Source organism: Rhizobium mesosinicum (assembly GCF_019511345.1).
In the GTDB taxonomy this organism is placed as follows: Bacteria; Pseudomonadota; Alphaproteobacteria; order Rhizobiales; family Rhizobiaceae; genus Rhizobium; species Rhizobium mesosinicum.
In genome coordinates, this window is the sequence record NZ_JAEUAK010000005.1 from 332,354 (window position 1) to 352,067 (window position 19,714).

Annotated in this window: 13 protein-coding genes; 12 read left to right on the forward strand and 1 reads right to left on the reverse strand. The window is 60.3% G+C overall.

Annotation, left to right across the window (positions count from 1 at the left end):
- Positions 1-38: 38 nt before the first annotated feature.
- Positions 39-551, reverse strand: a complete 513-nt coding sequence (locus JNB85_RS16130) for a GNAT family N-acetyltransferase (RefSeq protein ID WP_220335338.1) — start codon at positions 549-551, stop codon at positions 39-41.
- A gap of 137 nt (positions 552-688) precedes the next feature.
- On the opposite strand from JNB85_RS16130, the gene JNB85_RS16135 reads away from it, so the two are divergent.
- The 12 genes from JNB85_RS16135 to glgA all read left to right on the forward strand — a co-directional run bounded on the left by JNB85_RS16135 (position 689) and on the right by glgA (position 19,714).
- The gene (locus JNB85_RS16135) at positions 689-1,309 is read left to right on the forward strand and encodes a TetR/AcrR family transcriptional regulator (RefSeq protein ID WP_220335339.1); all 621 of its coding nucleotides are present in this window, start codon (positions 689-691) and stop codon (positions 1,307-1,309) included.
- On the forward strand, positions 1,306-1,776 hold the full coding sequence (locus JNB85_RS16140) for a cupin domain-containing protein (RefSeq protein ID WP_220335340.1): 471 nt from the start codon (positions 1,306-1,308) through the stop codon (positions 1,774-1,776). The genes JNB85_RS16135 and JNB85_RS16140 overlap by 4 nt, the downstream gene beginning before the upstream one ends.
- Positions 1,777-1,935: 159 nt before the next feature.
- Positions 1,936-2,613 carry a response regulator gene (locus JNB85_RS16145; protein WP_220335341.1) on the forward strand — a complete coding sequence of 226 codons (678 nt, stop codon included), beginning with the start codon at positions 1,936-1,938 and terminating at the stop codon, positions 2,611-2,613.
- Entirely contained in the window at positions 2,610-3,992 is a 1,383-nt protein-coding gene (locus tag JNB85_RS16150; protein WP_220335342.1) for a sensor histidine kinase, read from the forward strand. Before JNB85_RS16145 ends, JNB85_RS16150 begins: the two co-directional genes overlap by 4 nt.
- A gap of 108 nt (positions 3,993-4,100) precedes the next feature.
- Positions 4,101-7,421, forward strand: a complete 3,321-nt coding sequence (locus JNB85_RS16155) for a transglutaminase family protein (protein WP_220335343.1) — start codon at positions 4,101-4,103, stop codon at positions 7,419-7,421.
- A gap of 14 nt (positions 7,422-7,435) precedes the next feature.
- Positions 7,436-9,853 carry a circularly permuted type 2 ATP-grasp protein gene (locus JNB85_RS16160; protein ID WP_220335344.1) on the forward strand — a complete coding sequence of 806 codons (2,418 nt, stop codon included), beginning with the start codon at positions 7,436-7,438 and terminating at the stop codon, positions 9,851-9,853.
- Complete coding sequence (locus JNB85_RS16165) at positions 9,850-10,737, forward strand: transglutaminase family protein (protein WP_220335345.1); 888 nt, start codon at positions 9,850-9,852, stop codon at positions 10,735-10,737. The genes JNB85_RS16160 and JNB85_RS16165 overlap by 4 nt, the downstream gene beginning before the upstream one ends.
- 118 nt (positions 10,738-10,855) lie before the next feature.
- Positions 10,856-12,040, forward strand: coding sequence for a vWA domain-containing protein (locus tag JNB85_RS16170; RefSeq protein WP_220335503.1), 1,185 nt, complete (start codon positions 10,856-10,858; stop codon positions 12,038-12,040).
- A gap of 276 nt (positions 12,041-12,316) precedes the next feature.
- Positions 12,317-14,776, forward strand: a complete 2,460-nt coding sequence (locus JNB85_RS16175) for a glycogen/starch/alpha-glucan phosphorylase (protein WP_220335346.1) — start codon at positions 12,317-12,319, stop codon at positions 14,774-14,776.
- Positions 14,776-16,983 (forward strand): 1,4-alpha-glucan branching protein GlgB, encoded by a 2,208-nt coding sequence (glgB, locus tag JNB85_RS16180; RefSeq protein ID WP_220335347.1) that lies wholly within the window; start codon positions 14,776-14,778, stop codon positions 16,981-16,983. The genes JNB85_RS16175 and glgB overlap by 1 nt, the downstream gene beginning before the upstream one ends.
- Positions 16,984-17,002: 19 nt before the next feature.
- Positions 17,003-18,265, forward strand: coding sequence for a glucose-1-phosphate adenylyltransferase (gene glgC, locus JNB85_RS16185; protein WP_220335348.1), 1,263 nt, complete (start codon positions 17,003-17,005; stop codon positions 18,263-18,265).
- Positions 18,266-18,268: 3 nt separating this feature from the next.
- Positions 18,269-19,714 carry a glycogen synthase GlgA gene (gene glgA, locus JNB85_RS16190; protein ID WP_220335349.1) on the forward strand — a complete coding sequence of 482 codons (1,446 nt, stop codon included), beginning with the start codon at positions 18,269-18,271 and terminating at the stop codon, positions 19,712-19,714.

Consider the following 19,714-nt stretch of genomic DNA (forward strand, 5'->3'; position numbering starts at 1 on the left):
GAGAATGCCTGAGCAGACAGAGTGAAACAAGCAAAGCATCAGAGCTCGCGCTCGAAGAAAACCAAAATTGGCTTGAGATCGTCAGGGACCGCATAATAGGCATCCCGCTCGCGAAAACCCAGCCGACGGTAGAGTTTCTGCGCCGCGATCTGCCGATAGCCGGTGTCGAGCCGCATCACGCCGTAGCCGTCTTCTTTCGCTCGGGCCAGCGAAGCTTCGCAGAGCGCAAGCGCCGCGCCGCTGCCACGCGCCTTCTCAGAAACGAAGAGACGCTTCATCTCCGAAATGCCGGGCGCAATCTCATGCTGCATCACGCAGCCAACACTCTCCCCATCGAGACGCGCCAGAAACATCGCGCCTTGCGGCCTTGCGTGGATGTGGGGCAGATTCGCGAGCAATGCCTCGAACTTTTCAGGGTTATAGTAAAGCTCGACCTGTGGTCGTTCGGCCGGATAATTGTCATAGAGCCACTGCCTGAAGGCGCGACTGAGATGCCGCACAGCATCGATCTCTTCCGGAGTCTCCGCAAGCGCGACTGACAGGTCCCCCATCTGCAAAGTCTCCGTACGCAGCCTCCGGACCTTACCATGACGGCCTCCATCTCGCCATCGGCATCTCGAAGCATTGACAGTGATCAAGGCCGAAAAGCTCCATTGACAAGTCAAAAATTAATGCCATTAATAGTGACATGAATACACGAATAGTGACCAAATATGAAAGTCCGTTAAGGGCTGAGCAAGCACAGGCCACCCGGGAACGTATCCTGGTGGGTGTGCGCACCATGTTCGAACGGGATCCGGCTAATGCTCTGGGCTTTGACGAGCTCGCTACGGTCTCCGGCGTAAACCGCCGGACGATCTTTCGGCACTTCCCCACAAAGGAGGCGCTGCTGGAGGCTTTCTGGAACGAGGCGAATGCCTCGCTCGGCGTCCGTTTCTGGCCGGAAAGCGAAAAAGATCTGACTGAGCTGCCGCCGGCGCTCTTTGCGTCGCTCGACAGTATCGAAGGCATCGTGCGCGCATCGCATGCGAGCGGTGCCGGCCGGCAGATGCGCCTCCAGGCCAATGACGAACGGCAGGCCGCCTTCCGCAAGAGCCTGGCAGAAATTTCAAAGGATCTAACGCCGGAAGGCGCAAGGCAGCTGGAGGCCACCGTGCAACTGCTGTTCAGCGCCACTGCCTGGCAGACGATGAAAGATTATTGGGGCCTTCCCGGCGAGGAAGCCGGCAAGGCCGCCGCATGGGCAATTAAAGCCCTGCTCGATGCGGCAAGGAGAAACGGGCAAAACAGGACAGAAGAACCGAAATGAACACCAACAGCTCAGCAGAAGTCCATCCGCTGGCCGCTGCCGATACCTTCTGGGTCATGGGCGACCAGGTCCGCAAGCGCGGCAAGCTCGAAGGCACGGCCTTCAATGTCATCGATGTCATCGTTCCCTCCGGCAGCGGTACGCCGCCACACACCCACGCCTCGCCGGAAATCTTCCGCATCCTGGAAGGCACGGTGCGCATCTGGAGCATGGCTGGCGGAAAGCCTGTCGAAACCAATGCCGCCGCCGGCGATGTCGTGACCATTCCGGCCCACGCACCACATGCCTACCAGAATGTCGGCCCGGTCCAGGCCATCATGATGGCGATCGTCGATGACGACATGATCGCCTTCTTCGAAGCCGCCGCATCTAACGAAGCACCGAAAGGCCCGCCGACGCCGGAAGCGATCGGCCGCATCATGAGCCTGACCGCCAGCCACGGCATCAAGATTCTCCAGGCAGCCTGATCAATCTACTTGTGTGAATCGAGCGCCACTCCCCCTCGCCAGACGAGTCGAGGGGAGTGGATAAGCCTCGGGATCTTCCGTTCACCAATTCCCAGAATCGCTGTGACAGCCGGATGCCATCCCTGATAAACTCCCCGAAAAAATCGAGGGAAACATCCGTTGCGCATCCTGCTTACCGAAGACAATATCGCGCTGGCCGATGGCCTGTCGGCGATCTTGCGTGGCACGGGTCATGCGGTCGATGTCGTCCATGACGGAGCCTCGGCCAATGCGGTGATCGCGGCGGAAAATTTCGATCTCATCATCCTCGATTTGAACCTGCCGGAGATGGATGGGCTCGACGTGCTGCGTGCTATGCGCGCCCGCGGCAGCCGGGCGGCCGTGCTCATCCTGACGGCGCGCGGATCGCCGGAAGAACGCGTGAAGGGGCTGGATCTCGGCGCCGACGACTATCTCATCAAACCCTTCGACATTGCCGAATTCGAGGCGCGCGTCCGCGTGCTTCTTCGCCGTCAGGCCGGGCTGCACTCCTCGACCGTCAGTTTCGGAGCAATCTCGCTCGATCTCAATTCCCGCGCCTTTTCAGCCGGCGCCACTCCGCTCGACATTCCCGCCCGCGAGCTCGGCCTGCTCGAAATCCTCTTCATGCGCGCCGGCAAGGTCGTCGCCAAGGAAGCGATCATACAGTCGCTGACTGCGTTCGACGATGACATATCGGCCAATGCCATCGAGCAATATGTCAGCCGCCTGAGAAAGAGGCTTTCACCACATGGCCTGACGGTCAAGACCGCCCGCGGCATCGGCTATTACCTCGATAAACTGCCCGAGGCTTCATGACTGCTGCCTATTCGCTCCGGCGCCGGCTGCTTTTCTGGCTGCTCATCTCCACCGCCGTGATCGGCACACTGGCGCTTGCCGATACCTGGCGCGAGGCCGTGCAGACCTCGAATATCGTCTCCGACCGCGTGCTCGCAGGTTCCGCGCTCGCCATTGCCGAACGTGTCGTCGTTGCCGAAGATGGCACACTTGAGGTCGATATTCCCTATGTCGCGCTGGAAATGCTGACTTCGGCGGCACAGGATCGCGTCTTTTACCGGGTTGACGGCCCACCCGGAGATTTCATCACCGGTTATCAGACGCTTCCCGTACTGAAGGAAACGCAGGGCGATACGGCTGCCTTTGCCGATGACATCTTCCGCGGCGAGCCGATCCGCGTCGCGACATTGAGGCGCTCCGCCTCGACCGGCATCCGCTCCGTGCCCTTTGTCGTAACCGTTGCCGAAACCACCATTGCCCGCCGTCACCTGGCGCGGGCGATTCTCATCCGCTCGGCGCTTCGCCTGGCGGTCATGATTGCCGGTGCTGCTCTTATCGTCTGGATTTCCGTCACGGTAGCACTGCGGCCCCTTTATAAGCTTGGCGATGCCATCGGCGAGCGTAGCCCCGACGACCTGCATCCGATCGAACAATCCGTACCGAGTGAGGTGCAGCCGCTCGTCGATACCGTCAACTCCTTCATGGTGCGCCTGCAATCGGCCCTCGATGCGCTGCGCAATTTCACCGGCAATGCCAGCCATCAGCTCCGCACGCCTCTGGCGATCATCCGCACACAGCTTGCCCTTTCGGCCCGCGCCGGTTCACTGGATGAAGCGCAGCACGCCGCACTCAAGGGCGATCAGGCCGTTGCCCATGCCGAGCGCATCCTTGCCCAGCTGCTGCTGATGGCCAAGATCGATGCCGCGGCTGCCAAGGAAGCACTGACGGCCTCGGCCATCGATCTCACGGCTATCGCCCAGGAGATCACCGGCGAGCAGATCCCCCGTGCTGCCGAAGCCGGCATCGATCTCGGCTTCGAAGGTGAAGGACCTGCCATGATCCGCGCCGAACCGCTGCTCATCGGCGAAATGCTGCGCAATCTCGCAGGTAATGCCATCGCCTATGCCGGCAAGGGCGCGGAAGTGACCGTGCGTATTCTTGAAGATGCCGAGACAGTGCGGCTGGAAGTCGAAGACAATGGCCCGGGCATTCCACCCGAAAAGCTCGAAGCGGTCAGAAAGCGCTTCTCCCGCGGCAACGAATCCGGTGCACCTGGCGCCGGTCTCGGCCTGCCGATTGTCGAGGAAATTGCCAATCTTTTCAATGCGAGACTTACACTCGTCCCGGGCCGCGGCGGCAGGGGGCTGAAGGCATCGGTAATGTTCAGCAGAGCTGCCTGAAGGCTTTCATCGCGTTAACCATTCTGCCTTGCATTCTTTCGCTGCATTGCACACACTGGCTTCGGGAACAGCTAAGCCGATCAACGGCGCGCGGACAAAAAGAGCAATATGTCGATCAAAGCCAGCATCTACCATCTGACCCATTATCAATATGACAAACCGGTCCGCCTCGGCCCACAGATCATCCGCCTGAAACCGGCCTCGCATTCGAAGACGCGGGTCCTGAGTCATTCGCTGAAGGTCACGCCGTCGAACCATTTCGTGAACCTGCAGCAGGACCCCTACGGCAACTATCTTGCCCGCTTCGTCTTTCCCGACCCGGTCACCGAATTCAAGATCGAGGTCGATCTCGTTGCCGACATGACCGTCTACAATCCCTTCGACTTCTTCGTCGAAGAGGAAGCGACGATGTGGCCCTTCGACTATCCGGAAACCATCCGCGAAGACCTGTCGATCTACATGACACCGGAGAAGCCCGGCCCGCGCTTGAAGGCCTTTCTGGAAACGCTCGACCGCGCCGAGCAGAAGACCGTCGATATGGTCGTAGGTCTGAACATGCGTCTGCAGCAGCAGATCGGCTATGTAATCCGCATGGAAGCAGGCGTTCAGACGCCGGAACAAACGCTTGAGTTCGCGAAAGGCTCCTGCCGCGACACGAGCTGGCTGCTTGTCCAGATCCTGCGCCATCTCGGCCTCGCCGCCCGCTTCGTCTCAGGCTATCTGATCCAGCTGACCCCCGACCTCAAGGCGCTCGACGGTCCCTCAGGCACGGAATATGATTTCACCGACCTGCATGCCTGGGCGGAAGTCTATCTCCCCGGCGCCGGCTGGATCGGCCTCGACCCGACCTCGGGCCTTTTGACCGGCGAAAGCCATATCCCGCTTGCTGCAACACCGCACTATCGCAATGCCGCACCGATATCAGGCGGCTATTTCGGCGAAGCCGAGACGGAATTCGCCTTCGACATGAAGGTTGCGCGCGTCGCCGAACATCCGCGCATCACCAAGCCGTTTTCCGACGATGCCTGGGACGAACTCAACGGGCTTGGCGAGAAGGTCGACCGCATCCTTGAAGCCGAAGATGTCCGCCTCACCATGGGCGGCGAGCCGACTTTCGTCTCCATCGACGATTTCGAGTCCGCAGAATGGAACACCGAAGCCGTTGGCCCGACGAAGCGCGAAAAGGCGGATGCCTTGATCCGCCGGCTGCGCGCCCGCTTCGCACCAAACGGCTTCCTGCATTACGGCCAGGGCAAATGGTATCCGGGCGAAAGCCTGCCGCGCTGGACCTTCTCGCTCTACTGGCGCAAGGACGGCCTGCCGATCTGGTCCAACGACAGTCTCGTCGCCAACGAGGGCCGCAACTATCAGGTCACGGAGGACGATGCCGGCCGCCTGCTGACGGCAATCGCCGGCGAGCTCGATCTGGCGCCTGATTATGTGACCCCTGCTTTCGAAGATCCCGCCGAATGGCTGGTCAAGGAAGCAAGACTTCCCGAAAATGTCGACCCATCGAATTCCAAACTCAAAGATGGCGAGGAGCGCAGCCGCATCGCCCGCGTCTTCGACCGCGGATTGACGCGGCCGACCGGCTATGTGCTGCCCGTTCAGGCGTGGAATGCACGAGCCAGCGGCCGCAGCTGGACGAGCGAGAAATGGTCGACGCGGCGCGGCCGAATCTTCCTCACACCAGGCGACAGTCCGGTTGGCTATCGCCTGCCGCTCAATTCGCTGGCCTATATCCCACCCTCGCAATATCCCTACATCAACCCGCTCGATCCCTTCGTGCAGCGGCCCGAACTGCCGGATTTCGGACAGGATAGGGGACGGGAGCTGCAGGCCGCACACTTCCAGCCCTTCACCGGCCAGCAGCCGACCACGCCGCAGTCCGTCAACGAGATCGGGGGTTACGTCCGCACGGCAATTTCCGTCGAGCCGCGTGACGGCCGTCTCTGTGTCTTTATGCCGCCGACCGAGACGCTCGAAGATTATCTCGATCTGATCGCCTCGACCGAACGCGCGGCTGCCGCTCTCGGCCTTGCCGTCCATATCGAGGGATATGCGCCACCGCAGGACGAGCGCATCAACGTCATCCGTGTCGCGCCGGACCCCGGCGTCATCGAGGTCAATATCCATCCTTCCTCGACATGGAAGGAAACCGTCGACATCACAACGGCCATCTATGAGGAGGCGCGAGAAAGCCGCCTCGGCGCCGACAAGTTCATGATCGATGGCCGCCATACGGGCACGGGCGGCGGCAACCACGTCGTCGTCGGCGGCAGCAATCCGAACAACAGCCCCTTCCTGCGCCGTCCGGATCTTCTGAAGAGCCTGGTGCTGCACTGGCAGCGTCATCCGTCTCTTTCTTACCTCTTCTCGGGCCTCTTCATCGGCCCGACCAGCCAGGCGCCGCGCATCGACGAAGCCCGCCACGACAGCCTCTATGAGCTGGAAATCGCGCTGGCGCAGATCCCGGCGCCCGGTCGCGGACTGCAGCCCCTGCCCTGGCTGGTCGACCGCCTGTTCCGCAACCTCTTGATCGATGTGACCGGCAATACGCACCGGGCCGAAATCTGCATCGACAAGCTCTTCTCGCCAGACGGGCCAACCGGTCGCCTCGGCCTCGTCGAGTTCCGCGGCTTCGAAATGCCCCCGAATGCCCGCATGTCGCTGGCCCAGCAATTGCTGGTGCGTGCGCTGATCGCCCGCTTCTGGAGAAACCCGGCCGAGGGCAAGTTCGTGCGCTGGGGCACCGCGCTGCACGACCGCTTCATGCTGCCGCACTACGTCTGGCAGGATTTCCTCGACGTGCTGGCAGACCTCAGCGAAAACGGTTTCGATCTCAGCCCCGAATGGTTCAAGGCACAGCTCGAATTCCGCTTCCCCTTCTGCGGGGAAGTCGAATATGAAGGCTCGAAACTGGAACTGCGCCAGGCGCTGGAACCTTGGCACGTCATGGGCGAGCAGGGCGCGATCGGCGGCACGGTGCGTTATGTCGATTCGTCGGTCGAGCGCCTGCAGGTCCGCCTCGAAACCGGCAATGCCTCGCGCTATACCGTCACCTGCAACGGCCGGATCGTGCCTTTGACGCCAACAGGCACATCCGGCGTTTCCATCGCCGGCGTACGCTTCAAGGCCTGGCAGCCAGCTTCCGGTTTACATCCGGTACTGCCGGTGAATACGCCTTTGACTTTTGATATTTATGATACATGGTCGAAACGTTCGATCGGTGGCTGCATCTACCACGTTGCCCATCCGGGCGGGCGGAACTATGACACCTTCCCGGTCAACGGCAACGAGGCGGAAGCGCGCCGGCTTGCCCGTTTCGAACCGTGGGGACACACGGCGGGCGGTTATATTCCGCGCGCCGAGGCGGTCTCGCCTGAATTCCCGCTCACGCTGGATCTGAGGCGACCCGCTGGAATTTGAAGAAACTGGATCTGATGGGCAAAAAGCCTGCACTGGAACTGAGGGACGAAATCGAAGAACGCGCCGGCGCGGATGCGGTCTTCGACTATGCGCCCCTGCCTGACATCGCCGACGAGATGGTCGATAATAACGGCGCCATCCGGCCGGTCTGGCAGCGCTTCCTCGCCCATCTGAACATCATGCCGGAAAAGGATCTGGCCGAGCGGTTCGCCCGCGCCGACCGTTACCTGCGCGACGCCGGCGTCTTCTACCGGGCTTACGGCGCCAAGGGCAGCGGCGAGCGTGCCTGGCCGCTCTCCCACATTCCAGTGCTGATCGACGAGCGTGAATGGCAGGCTCTTTCCGCAGGTCTCGTGCAGCGTGCCAATCTCCTCGAAGCGATGGTTGCCGATATCTACGGCGACAACAAGCTCGTCGAGGAAGGTATCGTTCCCCCCGCCCTCATTGCTGCCAATCCGGAATTCCAGCGACCCCTGGTTGGCGTAAAACCAGCAACCGGTCACTATCTGCATTTCTGCGCCTTCGAGGTTGGCCGCGGCCCCGACGGTAATTGGTGGGTACTTGCCGACCGCACGCAGGCGCCTTCGGGCGCCGGCTTTGCGCTGGAAAATCGCGTGGCGACCACCCGCGCCTTTTCCGATATTTACGCCGAAACGCCGGTTCACCGCCTGGCTTCCTTCTTCGGCGCCTTCCGAGACGCGCTGCAGACGATGAAACATTCGGGCGACGACCGCATCGCGGTTCTGACCCCGGGACCGGCAAACGAAACCTACTACGAACACGCCTATATTGCCCGCTACCTCGGCTTCATGCTGTTGGAAGGCGAGGATCTGACTGTCGTCAACGGCCGCGTCATGGTGCGCACCGTCGCCGGTCTGAAGCCGATTGGCGTGCTGTGGCGACGTCTCGATTCCGCCTATGCCGATCCGCTGGAGCTGAACCAGAACTCGCATATCGGCACCCCCGGTCTTGTAGAGTCGTTGCGCGCCGAAACCGTCACCATCGTCAACGCGCTCGGCACCGGCGTTCTGGAAACGCGCGCCCTGCTCGCCTTCATGCCCGCCGTCTGTCGTCAGCTGCTGGCCGAAGATCTGCGCCTGCCATCCATTGCCACATGGTGGTGCGGCCAGAAGGACGAGCGTGACCACGTGGCTGCCAATATCGAGAGGATGGTGATCGGCCCGGCCTATTCCCGCGCGCCCTTCTTCGATGACAGCGGCGAATCCGTCCTCGGCTCGTCGCTACGCGCCACCGCGAAGAATTCGATTGCAGACTGGCTGACAAGCGACGGTGCAAAGCTCGTCGGTCAGGAAGTCGTCACCCTCTCGACCACACCCGCCTGGGTCAACGGCAAGCTGACGCCGCGGCCGATGTCGCTGCGCGTGTTCGCCGCCCGTACGGCCAACGGCTGGCAGATCATGCCGGGCGGCTTTGCCCGCATCGGCTCGGGAGACGATGTCGCCGCCATCGCCATGCAATCCGGTGGCGCGGCCGCCGATGTCTGGATCGTCAGCGACAAACCGGTCGAGCGCCACACACTGTTGCCCGCCGAGGGCAGCTTCACCCGCAATATGCCGGGCAGCCTGCCGAGCCGCGCAGCCGACAACCTCTTCTGGCTGGGCCGCTATATCGAACGCGCCGAAGGAGCGCTGCGCATCCTGCGCGCTTGGCACGCACGCTACGCCGAGGCAGCCGACCCGAACCAGCCGCTGCTTGCCGACGTCACTAATTATCTTGCCGCCGTCGATATCGACACCGCCGAGCCGGTGCCGGAATCGCTGCTGCGCAACATCGACAGCGCCGTCTATTCGGCGAGCAATATCCGCGACCGCTTCTCGCCGGACGGATGGCTGGCTCTGAACGATCTCGCCAAGACTGCCCGCCGCTTCCACTCGACAATTACGTCAGGTGATGATGCCAGCCATGCGATGACGATCCTGCTGCGCAAGCTCGCGGGTTTTGCCGGTCTCGTGCATGAAAACATGTACCGCTTCACAGGCTGGCGCTTTCTCTCGCTTGGCCGATACATCGAGCGCGGCCTGCACATGACGCGGCTTCTCGGCCATATGTCCGGCCCGGAAGCGCCCGATGGCGCGCTCGACATGCTGCTCGAAATCGGCGACAGCGTCATGACCCACCGCCGCCGCTACAACGTCAACACCGCGCGGCTGACCGTCACCGATCTCCTGGCGCTCGATCCTCTCAATCCGCGCTCGATCCTCTTCCAGATGAACGAGATCCATCGGGAGGTCGAGCAGCTTCCGAACGCCTTCATGAACGGCCAGATGTCGCCCTTCTACCGCGAGGCGATGCGCCTGCATTCCGGTCTCGCCGTCATGACGCCCGAGGCCATGAACGGTGATGTCTATCACCGGCTGGAGCGTGAACTGGAACAGCTCTCCGACCTTCTGGCGCAGACCTATCTCGGATGATGGCCGTGCTCTACGATCTCACTTTGCATATGGGCTATGCCTACGACACGCCGGCATCTGGGGCCCGCCACATCATGCGTCTCATGCCGCTCTCGCTGCAAAACCGCCAGCGCCTTGTCGCAGGCTCGATCAGCATTTCGCCGCAGCCGGACGAGCAATCCCATTTCGTCGATTTCTTCCAGCATCCGGCAACATCTTTCCTGCTGCGATCGCCGCATGAAACGCTCGACATCCGCATGCAAGCCCGCGTGCAGGTCGAAAGCCAGGCCATGTCGGCAGATTTCTCGCCGTTGCTGGCCGACCTGGCGGAGGAAGTCGCCGGAATCTGGTCGCTCGATTCGGCCTCGCCCCACCATTTCCTTGGCGACAGTCCGCGTTTGGCGGAAACCAAGACGATCAGCGAATACGCAAAGACGTGTGCCCAACCCTCGCTGACAGTCATGCAGATAGCCTATGCGCTTTGCGCCCGCATCAACGAGGATTTCACCTACGATCCGGAAGCGACGAGCGTCGACACGACTCCGCTGGAGTCCTTCAAGCTGAAGCGCGGTGTCTGCCAGGATTTCGCCCATGTGATGATCCTGGCGCTGCGCAGCCTCGGCATCCCCGCCGGTTACGTTTCCGGCTTCCTCCGCACCATACCACCGCCCGGCAAGGAGCGGCTGGAAGGGGCTGACGCCATGCATGCTTGGGTCCGCGTCTGGTGCGGCGAGACGGTCGGCTGGATCGAACTCGATCCCACCAACAATATCCCTGCTGGAACCGACCATATCGTCGTCGCATACGGCCGCGACTACGCCGATGTCGCTCCTGTTATCGGTGTCCTCAAGAGCTACGGCAGCCAGCGTTCCGTGCAGGCAGTGGACGTGATTCCGCTCAAATAATCCCGAAACTGGAAAAAACAGCCACTTGCCTACAATTTTAGGCAACGCCTTCAGCGGCCATTAAAGTCATCTGATCCATCGATAGCGACAACATAGCGCTCCTTTTAAACCGGTGGACATGATGAACACCTTGCATTCGCTTCTTGATCGGCTGCGGCGCGACCGTGGCGGCAATTTCGGTATGATGACGGCAATATTGCTGCCGGTGCTCGTCGGTGCCGCAGGCTTCGCGATTGATACCATGAACATCATGGCTTCGCAGCGCCAGCTTCAAGAAGCAGCCGATGCCGGAGCTCTTGCAGCAGCGTCCGCACTTTCTGCCGGCAAGGTCACCACCGACGATCAGGCAAAGACCCTCGCCAAGGATTTCGTGATCGGCCAGATGGCAAACTATGTGGATGCGGCAACTATCAGTGCTTTGGAAACATCGACGGCCGTGACCATCAACACGACAACCTCGTCAGGCGGCAAAAGCTACAAGATCTCGGTCAATGCGTCCTATCCGTTGAGCCTGACACCATTCATGAACGTGCTCGGATTTAAAACGTCCAATATAGCGGCGGCAGGCACCTCAACAGGCGGCATCAGCCAGGAGCGTAGCGCGGTTTCCATGACGCTCGTTCTCGACGAATCCGGCTCGATGCTCGCAAATACCGGCACCAAGATTGTGCCGACAACGAGTTGCAAGCAATACAATACCAGCGGTCAGTCGATCGGCGAGAAGAGCCCGTGCTATATTAAGAAAATTGACGCATTGAAGACGGCTGCCAACCTCCTTCTCGATCAGTTGGACAAGGCCGACCCGCAATCCAAATACGTTCGCACCAACGCAATCGCCTGGAGCGGCACCATCCAGGACTCTAATAGCTTCAACTGGGGCACTTCCAAGACAAGGACCGAAGTCATCAATACGATGTCGGCAGGCGGCAACACGGAATCGTCAGTGCCGATGGAGAAAGCCTATAATGGCCTGAATTCGATAGGCGGAGGCTCGGAGTCGAAAATTCAGGCTGATGCCGGCAACAACAAGCTAACTAAATATATCGTCTTCATGACGGACGGTGAAAACAACAATTCTTCGTCCGACACAAAGACGCTGGCCACCTGCGCCAATGCTAAAAAGGACGGGATCAAGATCTATTCGATCGCATTCATGGCCCCCGAAGCGGGAAAAAACCTCCTGAGCACGTGCGCCAGTGGCCCCACCTACTACTTCCAGGCAGAAAGTATGAACGACCTTATTGCCGCCTTCCAGGCCATTGGGCAGAACGCGGCGGCCGACAAAACCCTGCTGACGCAGTAATCAAAGCTCCGTTCTCACAATCAAAAAGCCGCCCCGGAACAAACGGAGGCGGCTTTTCGTTTAAAGCTATTCAACCCCATCAGATCGGGAAAACCGATTGAAATCAAGTCCCTTAAGCCGCTCGAATATGAAGGTTCCGCAAATTTTTCGTTTGTCCAATTCCCTTGTTGCAAGTGCGTGATAACGGTGCATAAACTGCCCTGTCAGCTTGAGCGACAAATCGATTGAAGCAGGCGTAAGATACTGTAACCAAATCAAAATTGGCGAGACCTGACCATGAATACTGTTTCGAAGCCGATCATTCTCTCACCAGCTCCGCGCAGTTCCCGACCAGAAATCCTCGCCGAGGAAATCATCGAGCGTCTGACCTACCGCATCGGCAAAGATGCCAAGGTCGCCAAGCCGCACGACTGGCTGACGGCAACCATTCTCGTAGTGCGTGACCGCATCATCGACAAGTGGATGGAATCCACCCGCAAGGTCTACGAAACCGGCGCCAAGCGCGTCTACTATATGTCGCTCGAATTCCTGATCGGCCGCCTGATGCGCGATGCCGTCTCCAACCTCGGCCTGATGGAAGAGGTAAGGGACGCACTTGCTTCGCTCGGCGTCGATATCAACGTCATTGCCGGCCTCGAACCGGATGCTGCCCTCGGCAACGGCGGTCTCGGTCGTCTCGCCGCCTGTTTCATGGAGTCGATGGCAACTGTGGATGTCCCGGCTTACGGCTACGGCATTCGCTACGTCCACGGCCTTTTCCGTCAGCAGATGGCGGATGGCTGGCAGGTCGAGTTGCCGGAAAACTGGCTTGCGCACGGCAACCCCTGGGAATTCGAACGCCGCGAAAGCGCCTACGAAATCGGCTTCGGCGGCTCGATCGAGGTCATCGGTGGCCATGACGAGCAACCGCGTTACGTCTGGAAGCCGGCCGAGCGCGTCATTGCCGCCGCCTTCGACACACCTGTCGTCGGCTGGCGTGGCAAGCGCGTCAATACGCTGCGCCTCTGGTCGGCCCAGCCGATCGACCCGATCCTGCTCGACGCTTTCAACGCCGGCGACCATATCGGCGCGCTGCGCGAAAGCAACAGGGCCGAAAGCCTGACCCGGGTTCTCTACCCGGCCGATGCGACGCCTGCCGGCCAGGAACTGCGCCTGCGCCAGGAATATTTCTTCTCGTCCGCCTCGCTGCAGGACATCCTGCGCCGTCACCTGCAACAATATGACGACTTCACATCCCTGCCGGACAAGGTGGCGATCCAGCTCAACGATACCCACCCAGCCGTTTCCGTCGCCGAACTGACACGTCTGCTCTGCGACGTGCATGGCCTGGATTTCGATACGGCGTGGGATATCACCCGCCGCACCTTCTCCTACACCAACCACACGCTTCTTCCTGAAGCGCTGGAAAGCTGGCCGGTTCCGCTCTTCGAGCGTCTGCTGCCGCGCCACATGCAGATCATCTATGCGATCAACGCCAAGATCCTGATCGAGGCGCGCAAGACGCGCAATTTCTCCGACACGGAAATCCGTTCGATCTCGCTGATCGACGAAAGCGGCGAGCGTCGCGTGCGCATGGGCAACCTCGCCTTCGTCGGCTCGCACTCGATCAACGGCGTCTCGGCTTTGCACACCGACCTGATGAAGGTCACCGTCTTTGCGGATCTGCACAAGCTTTATCCTGACCGCATCAACAACAAGACCAACGGCATCACCCCCCGTCGCTGGCTGCAGCAGTGCAATCCCGGCCTGACCGGCCTGCTGCGCGAGGCGATCGGCGACGAATTCCTCGACGACGCCGAAAAGCTGCGCGCGCTCGACAAATTCGCCACCGACCCGAGCTTCCAGCAGAAATTCGCGGCCGTGAAGCGCGCCAACAAGGTTGCGCTCTCCAATCTCGTCGCCAGCCGCATGGGCGTGAAGCTCGATCCTTCGGCCATGTTCGACATCCAGATCAAGCGCATCCACGAATACAAGCGCCAGCTCCTGAACATCATCGAAGCCGTTGCACTCTACGATCAGATCCGCTCGCATCCGGAGCTGGATTGGGTGCCGCGTGTAAAACTCTTCGCTGGCAAGGCTGCGCCGAGCTATTACAACGCCAAACTCATCATCAAGCTCATCAACGACGTCGCCCGCACCATCAACAACGACCCATCGGTCCGCGGCCTGCTGAAGGTCGTCTTCGTGCCAAATTACAACGTTACGCTTGCCGAAGTCATGGTTCCGGCCGCCGACCTTTCCGAGCAGATCTCGACCGCCGGTATGGAGGCATCGGGTACCGGCAACATGAAGTTCGGCCTGAACGGTGCACTGACCATCGGCACGCTCGACGGCGCCAATGTCGAGATGCGCGACAATGTCGGCGAAGACAACATCGTCATCTTCGGCCTGCAGGCCGATGAAGTCGCCAAGATCCGTAGCGAGGGCCACAATCCTCGTGCGATCATCGAAGGCTCGCGTGAGCTGTCTCAGGCACTTGCCGCCATCAGCTCAGGCGTTTTCTCCCCTGACGATCGCAACCGCTACGCCGCCCTCATCGACGGCATCTATTCCCACGACTGGTTCATGGTGGCTGGCGATTTCGATGCTTATGCCGCCGCCCAGCGCGAAGTCGACCAGATCTGGACCAACCAGTCCTCCTGGTATGAGAAGACGATCAACAATACGGCGCGGATGGGCTGGTTCTCTTCCGACCGTACGATCCGGCAATATGCAGAAGAGATCTGGAGAGCTTGATGAAGTCGCCGAAAGCCGCCCCTGAAGTGAAGCTTCCCTGGGAAATTTCGGCAGACGAAATCGCGGCAATCCTCAGTGGCTCGCATGCCAATCCCTTTGCCGTCCTGGGCGTGCACCAGGCCGGCGGGACCTTCATCACCAGGTGTTTCCTTCCGGGCGCCGAGGAAGTCACGGCAATGACGCTGGATGGGACGCCGATCGGCGATCTCCACCAGCTCCACGCTGACGGTATTTTCGGCGGTGAGGTTTCCGTTACGAAACTGCAGCCGGTTCGCTATCGCGCCCGGCGCGCCGACGCCGAATGGGCGGTGACGGACGCCTATAGCTTTGGTCCCGTACTCGGCCCGATGGACGATTATTACGCCAGGCAGGGTTCTCATCTGCGGCTTTTCGACAAGATGGGCGCACACCGCATCAAGCATGAGGGCGCGACCGGCATCCATTTTGCCGTCTGGGCGCCCAATGCCCAGCGCGTTTCCGTCGTCGGCGATTTCAATAACTGGGACGGACGGCGTCATGTTATGCGCTTCCGTTCCGACAGCGGCATCTGGGAAATCTTCGCTCCCGACGTGCCGCTCGGCGTTCCCTACAAATTCGAAATCCGCGGCCATGACGGCGTTCTGCTGCCTCTGAAGGCGGATCCCTTTGCGCGCCGCAGCGAACTTCGCCCGAAAACAGCTTCTGTAACAGCCGCCGAGCTCTCACAGGAATGGCAGGACGAAGAGCATTTGAAACACTGGCGCGAAACCGACAAGCGCCGGCAGCCGATCAGCATCTACGAGGTTCATGCGGGTTCGTGGCAGCGCCGGCAGGACGGCTCCATGTTGTCTTGGGACGAACTCGCCTCGAGCCTCATCCCTTACTGCGTCGATATGGGCTTCACCCATATCGAATTCCTGCCGATCACCGAACACCCCTATGATCCCTCGTGGGGTTACCAGACGACCGGGCTCTACGCCCCGACGGCCCGCTTCGGTGAGCCGGAAGGTTTCGCCCGTTTCGTCAATGGCTGCCACAAGGTCGGCATCGGCGTCATTCTCGACTGGGTACCGGCACATTTCCCGACCGACGAACATGGTCTCGGCTGGTTTGACGGTACTGCGCTTTACGAGCACGAAGACCCGCGCAAGGGTTTCCACCCTGACTGGAATACGGCGATCTACAATTTTGGCCGCACCGAAGTCGTATCCTACCTCGTTAACAACGCGCTCTACTGGGCGGAGAAGTTCCATCTCGACGGCCTGCGCGTCGATGCGGTCGCCTCGATGCTCTATCTCGACTATTCGCGCAAGCACGGCGAATGGATTCCGAACGAATATGGCGGCAATGAAAATCTCGAAGCCGTCCGCTTCCTGCAGAACCTCAATACCCGCATTTACGGCGAACATCCCGGCGTCATGACCATCGCCGAGGAATCGACCTCCTGGCCGAAAGTTTCCCAGCCGGTCCATGAAGGCGGCCTTGGCTTCGGCTTCAAGTGGAACATGGGCTTCATGCACGACACGCTGAGCTACATGAGCCGCGAACCGGTGCATCGCAAGCATCACCACAACGAGTTGACCTTCGGGCTTCTCTACGCCTATTCGGAAAACTTTGTCCTGCCGCTGTCCCACGACGAAGTCGTGCACGGCAAAGGTTCCCTGATCGCCAAGATGCCCGGCGACGACTGGCAGAAATTCGCCAATCTGCGTGCCTACTATGCCTTCATGTGGGGCTATCCCGGCAAGAAGCTGCTCTTCATGGGCCAGGAATTTGCCCAATGGGGCGAATGGAGCGAAAACAAGTCGCTTGATTGGAACCTCCTGCAATATCGTATGCACGAAGGCATGCGCCGCCTCGTGCGCGATCTCAACTTCACCTACCGCAGCAAGGCGGCGCTCCATGCGCGCGACTGCGAAGGCGACGGTTTCGAATGGTTGATCGCCGACGATTATGAGAACTCGGTTTTCGCTTGGCTGCGCAAGGCACCCGGCCAGAAGCCGGTGGCCGTCATCAGCAACTTTACACCCGTCTATCGCGAGAACTACTCGATCCGGCTGCCTTCTGCCGGACGCTGGCGGGAAATCCTCAATACCGATGCCGATATCTATGGCGGCAGCGGAAAAGGCAACGGCGGGCGCGTGCAGGCCGTCGATGCCGGCGGCGAGATAAGCTGCTCGATAACCCTGCCGCCGCTGGCGACGATCATGCTTGAACCCGAGAATTAGTGACTGGTGGGAGGAGAAAATGGTAGAAAAACGCATTCAGCCACTTGCCCGCGATGCAATGGCCTATGTTCTCGCCGGCGGCAGGGGAAGCCGCCTCAAGGAACTGACTGATCGACGCGCCAAACCGGCCGTCTATTTCGGCGGCAAGGCACGCATCATCGACTTCGCATTGTCGAACGCTTTGAATTCCGGCATCCGCCGTATCGGCGTCGCTACCCAGTACAAGGCGCATTCCCTGATCCGCCACATGCAGCGCGGCTGGAACTTCTTCCGTCCGGAGCGAAATGAAAGCTTCGACATCCTGCCCGCCTCCCAGCGCGTTTCCGAAACGCAATGGTACGAAGGCACCGCCGACGCCGTCTATCAGAACATCGACATCATCGAGGACTACGGCGTCGAATACATGGTCATCCTTGCCGGCGACCATGTCTACAAGATGGACTACGAATACATGCTCCAGCAGCATGTCGATTCCGGCGCGGACGTGACGATCGGCTGCCTGGAAGTGCCGCGCATGGAGGCGGTCGGTTTCGGCGTTATGCATGTGAACGAGAAGGACGAGATCTTCGCCTTCATCGAAAAGCCGGCCGATCCGCCTGGTATTCCGGACAAGCCGGATTTCGCTCTTGCCTCCATGGGCATCTACGTCTTCCGCACGAAGTTCCTCATCGAGGCACTCCGCCGCGATGCCGCTGATCCGACTTCGAGCCGCGACTTCGGCAAAGACATCATCCCCTATATCGTCGAGCACGGTAAGGCGGTCGCTCACCGCTTCGCCGAGTCCTGCGTCCGCTCCGATTTCGAGCATGAGCCCTATTGGCGCGACGTCGGTACGATCGACGCCTACTGGCAGGCCAATATCGATCTGACCGCGATCGTCCCCGCCCTCGACATCTACGACAAGTCCTGGCCGATCTGGACCTATGCCGAGATCACCCCGCCGGCGAAATTTGTCCATGACGATGAGGACCGCCGCGGCTCGGCAACGTCATCCGTCGTTGCCGGCGACTGCATCATCTCGGGCGCAAGCCTCAACCGGAGCCTTCTTTTCACCGGCGTTCGGGCCAACTCCTTCTCCAAGCTGGAAGGAGCGGTCATCCTGCCCAATGTGAAGATCGGCCGGCGCGCGCAGCTCAAGGATGTTGTGATCGACCACGGTGTCGTCATTCCGGAAGGTCTGGTCGTCGGCGAGGATCCCGAACTCGACGCTCGGCGCTTCAGACGGACGGAAAGCGGGATTTGCCTGATCACGCAACCGATGATCGACAAGCTGGATATCTGACTTATGAAAGTTCTTTCGGTTTCGTCCGAAGTCTTCCCCCTGATCAAGACAGGGGGCCTTGCCGACGTGGCGGGCGCCCTGCCAATAGCCCTCAAATCCTTTGGCATCGAAACCAAGACCCTCATGCCCGGCTATCCCGGCGTCATGAAACTCTTGCAAAATCCGGCCGTCCGGCTGGAGTTTTCCGATCTTCTCGGCCAGCCTGCACGCGTGCTCGAGGCCGAGCATCAGGGTCTCGATATTCTCGTCCTCGATGCTCCTGCCTATTACGATCGTCCCGGCGGTCCCTATCTCGATACGAACGGCAAGGATCATCCCGATAATTGGCGCCGCTTCGCAGCCCTTTCGCTGGCAGGCTCCGAGATCGCTGCAGGCCTGCTGCCTGGATGGCGCCCGGATCTCGTGCATGCGCACGATTGGCAATCCGCCATGGTGCCGGTCTATATGCGCTATTATCCGACGCCAGAACTGCCGAGCATTCTGACGATCCATAACATCGCCTTCCAGGGTCAGTTCGGCGCCGATATCTTCCCACACCTTCGTCTGCCGCCCCACGCTTTCGCTACCGAAAGCATCGAATATTACGGCACGGTCGGTTTCCTTAAGGGTGGCCTGCAGACCGCTACGGCTATCACCACAGTCAGCCCCTCCTATGCTGATGAAATTCTGACGCCGGAATTCGGCATGGGCCTGGAAGGCGTCATCGCCAGTCGCCGCGACGCGCTGTATGGCATCGTCAACGGCATCGACGCCGACATCTGGAATCCGGCGACCGATCCGGTCGTCCACACCCATTACGGTCCGACGACGCTGAAGAACCGCCTGGAAAACCGCAGGTCAATCGAGGAGTTCTTCCATCTCGACCATGACGACGCGCCGATCTTCTGCGTCATCAGCCGGCTCACATGGCAAAAAGGCATGGATCTTGTCGCAAGCACTGCCGATAGGATCGTCGCCCTCGGCGGCAAGCTGGTCGTGCTTGGTTCCGGCGAAGCGGCCCTTGAAGGCGCGCTGCTGGCTGCCGCCCACCGCAACCCCGGTCGCATTGGTGTTTCCATCGGTTATAACGAGCCGATGTCGCACCTCATGCAAGCCGGCTGCGACGCCATCATCATCCCGTCGCGCTTCGAGCCCTGCGGCCTCACCCAGCTTTATGGCTTGCGTTACGGCTGTGTACCGATCGTGGCGCGCACCGGTGGTCTCAACGATACGGTGATCGATGCCAATCATGCCGCACTTGCAGCCAAGGTGGCGACAGGCATACAATTCGCACCGGTAAACGAAGAAAGCATGCTACAGGCACTGCGCCGCGCCATGCACCTTTACGCAGATCAAAAAGTCTGGACCCAATTGCAAAAGCAGGGCATGAAGTCGGATGTCTCTTGGGAGAAGAGCGCCGAACGTTATGTTGCCCTGTATTCAAGCCTCGTCTCGAAAGGCATGACCTAA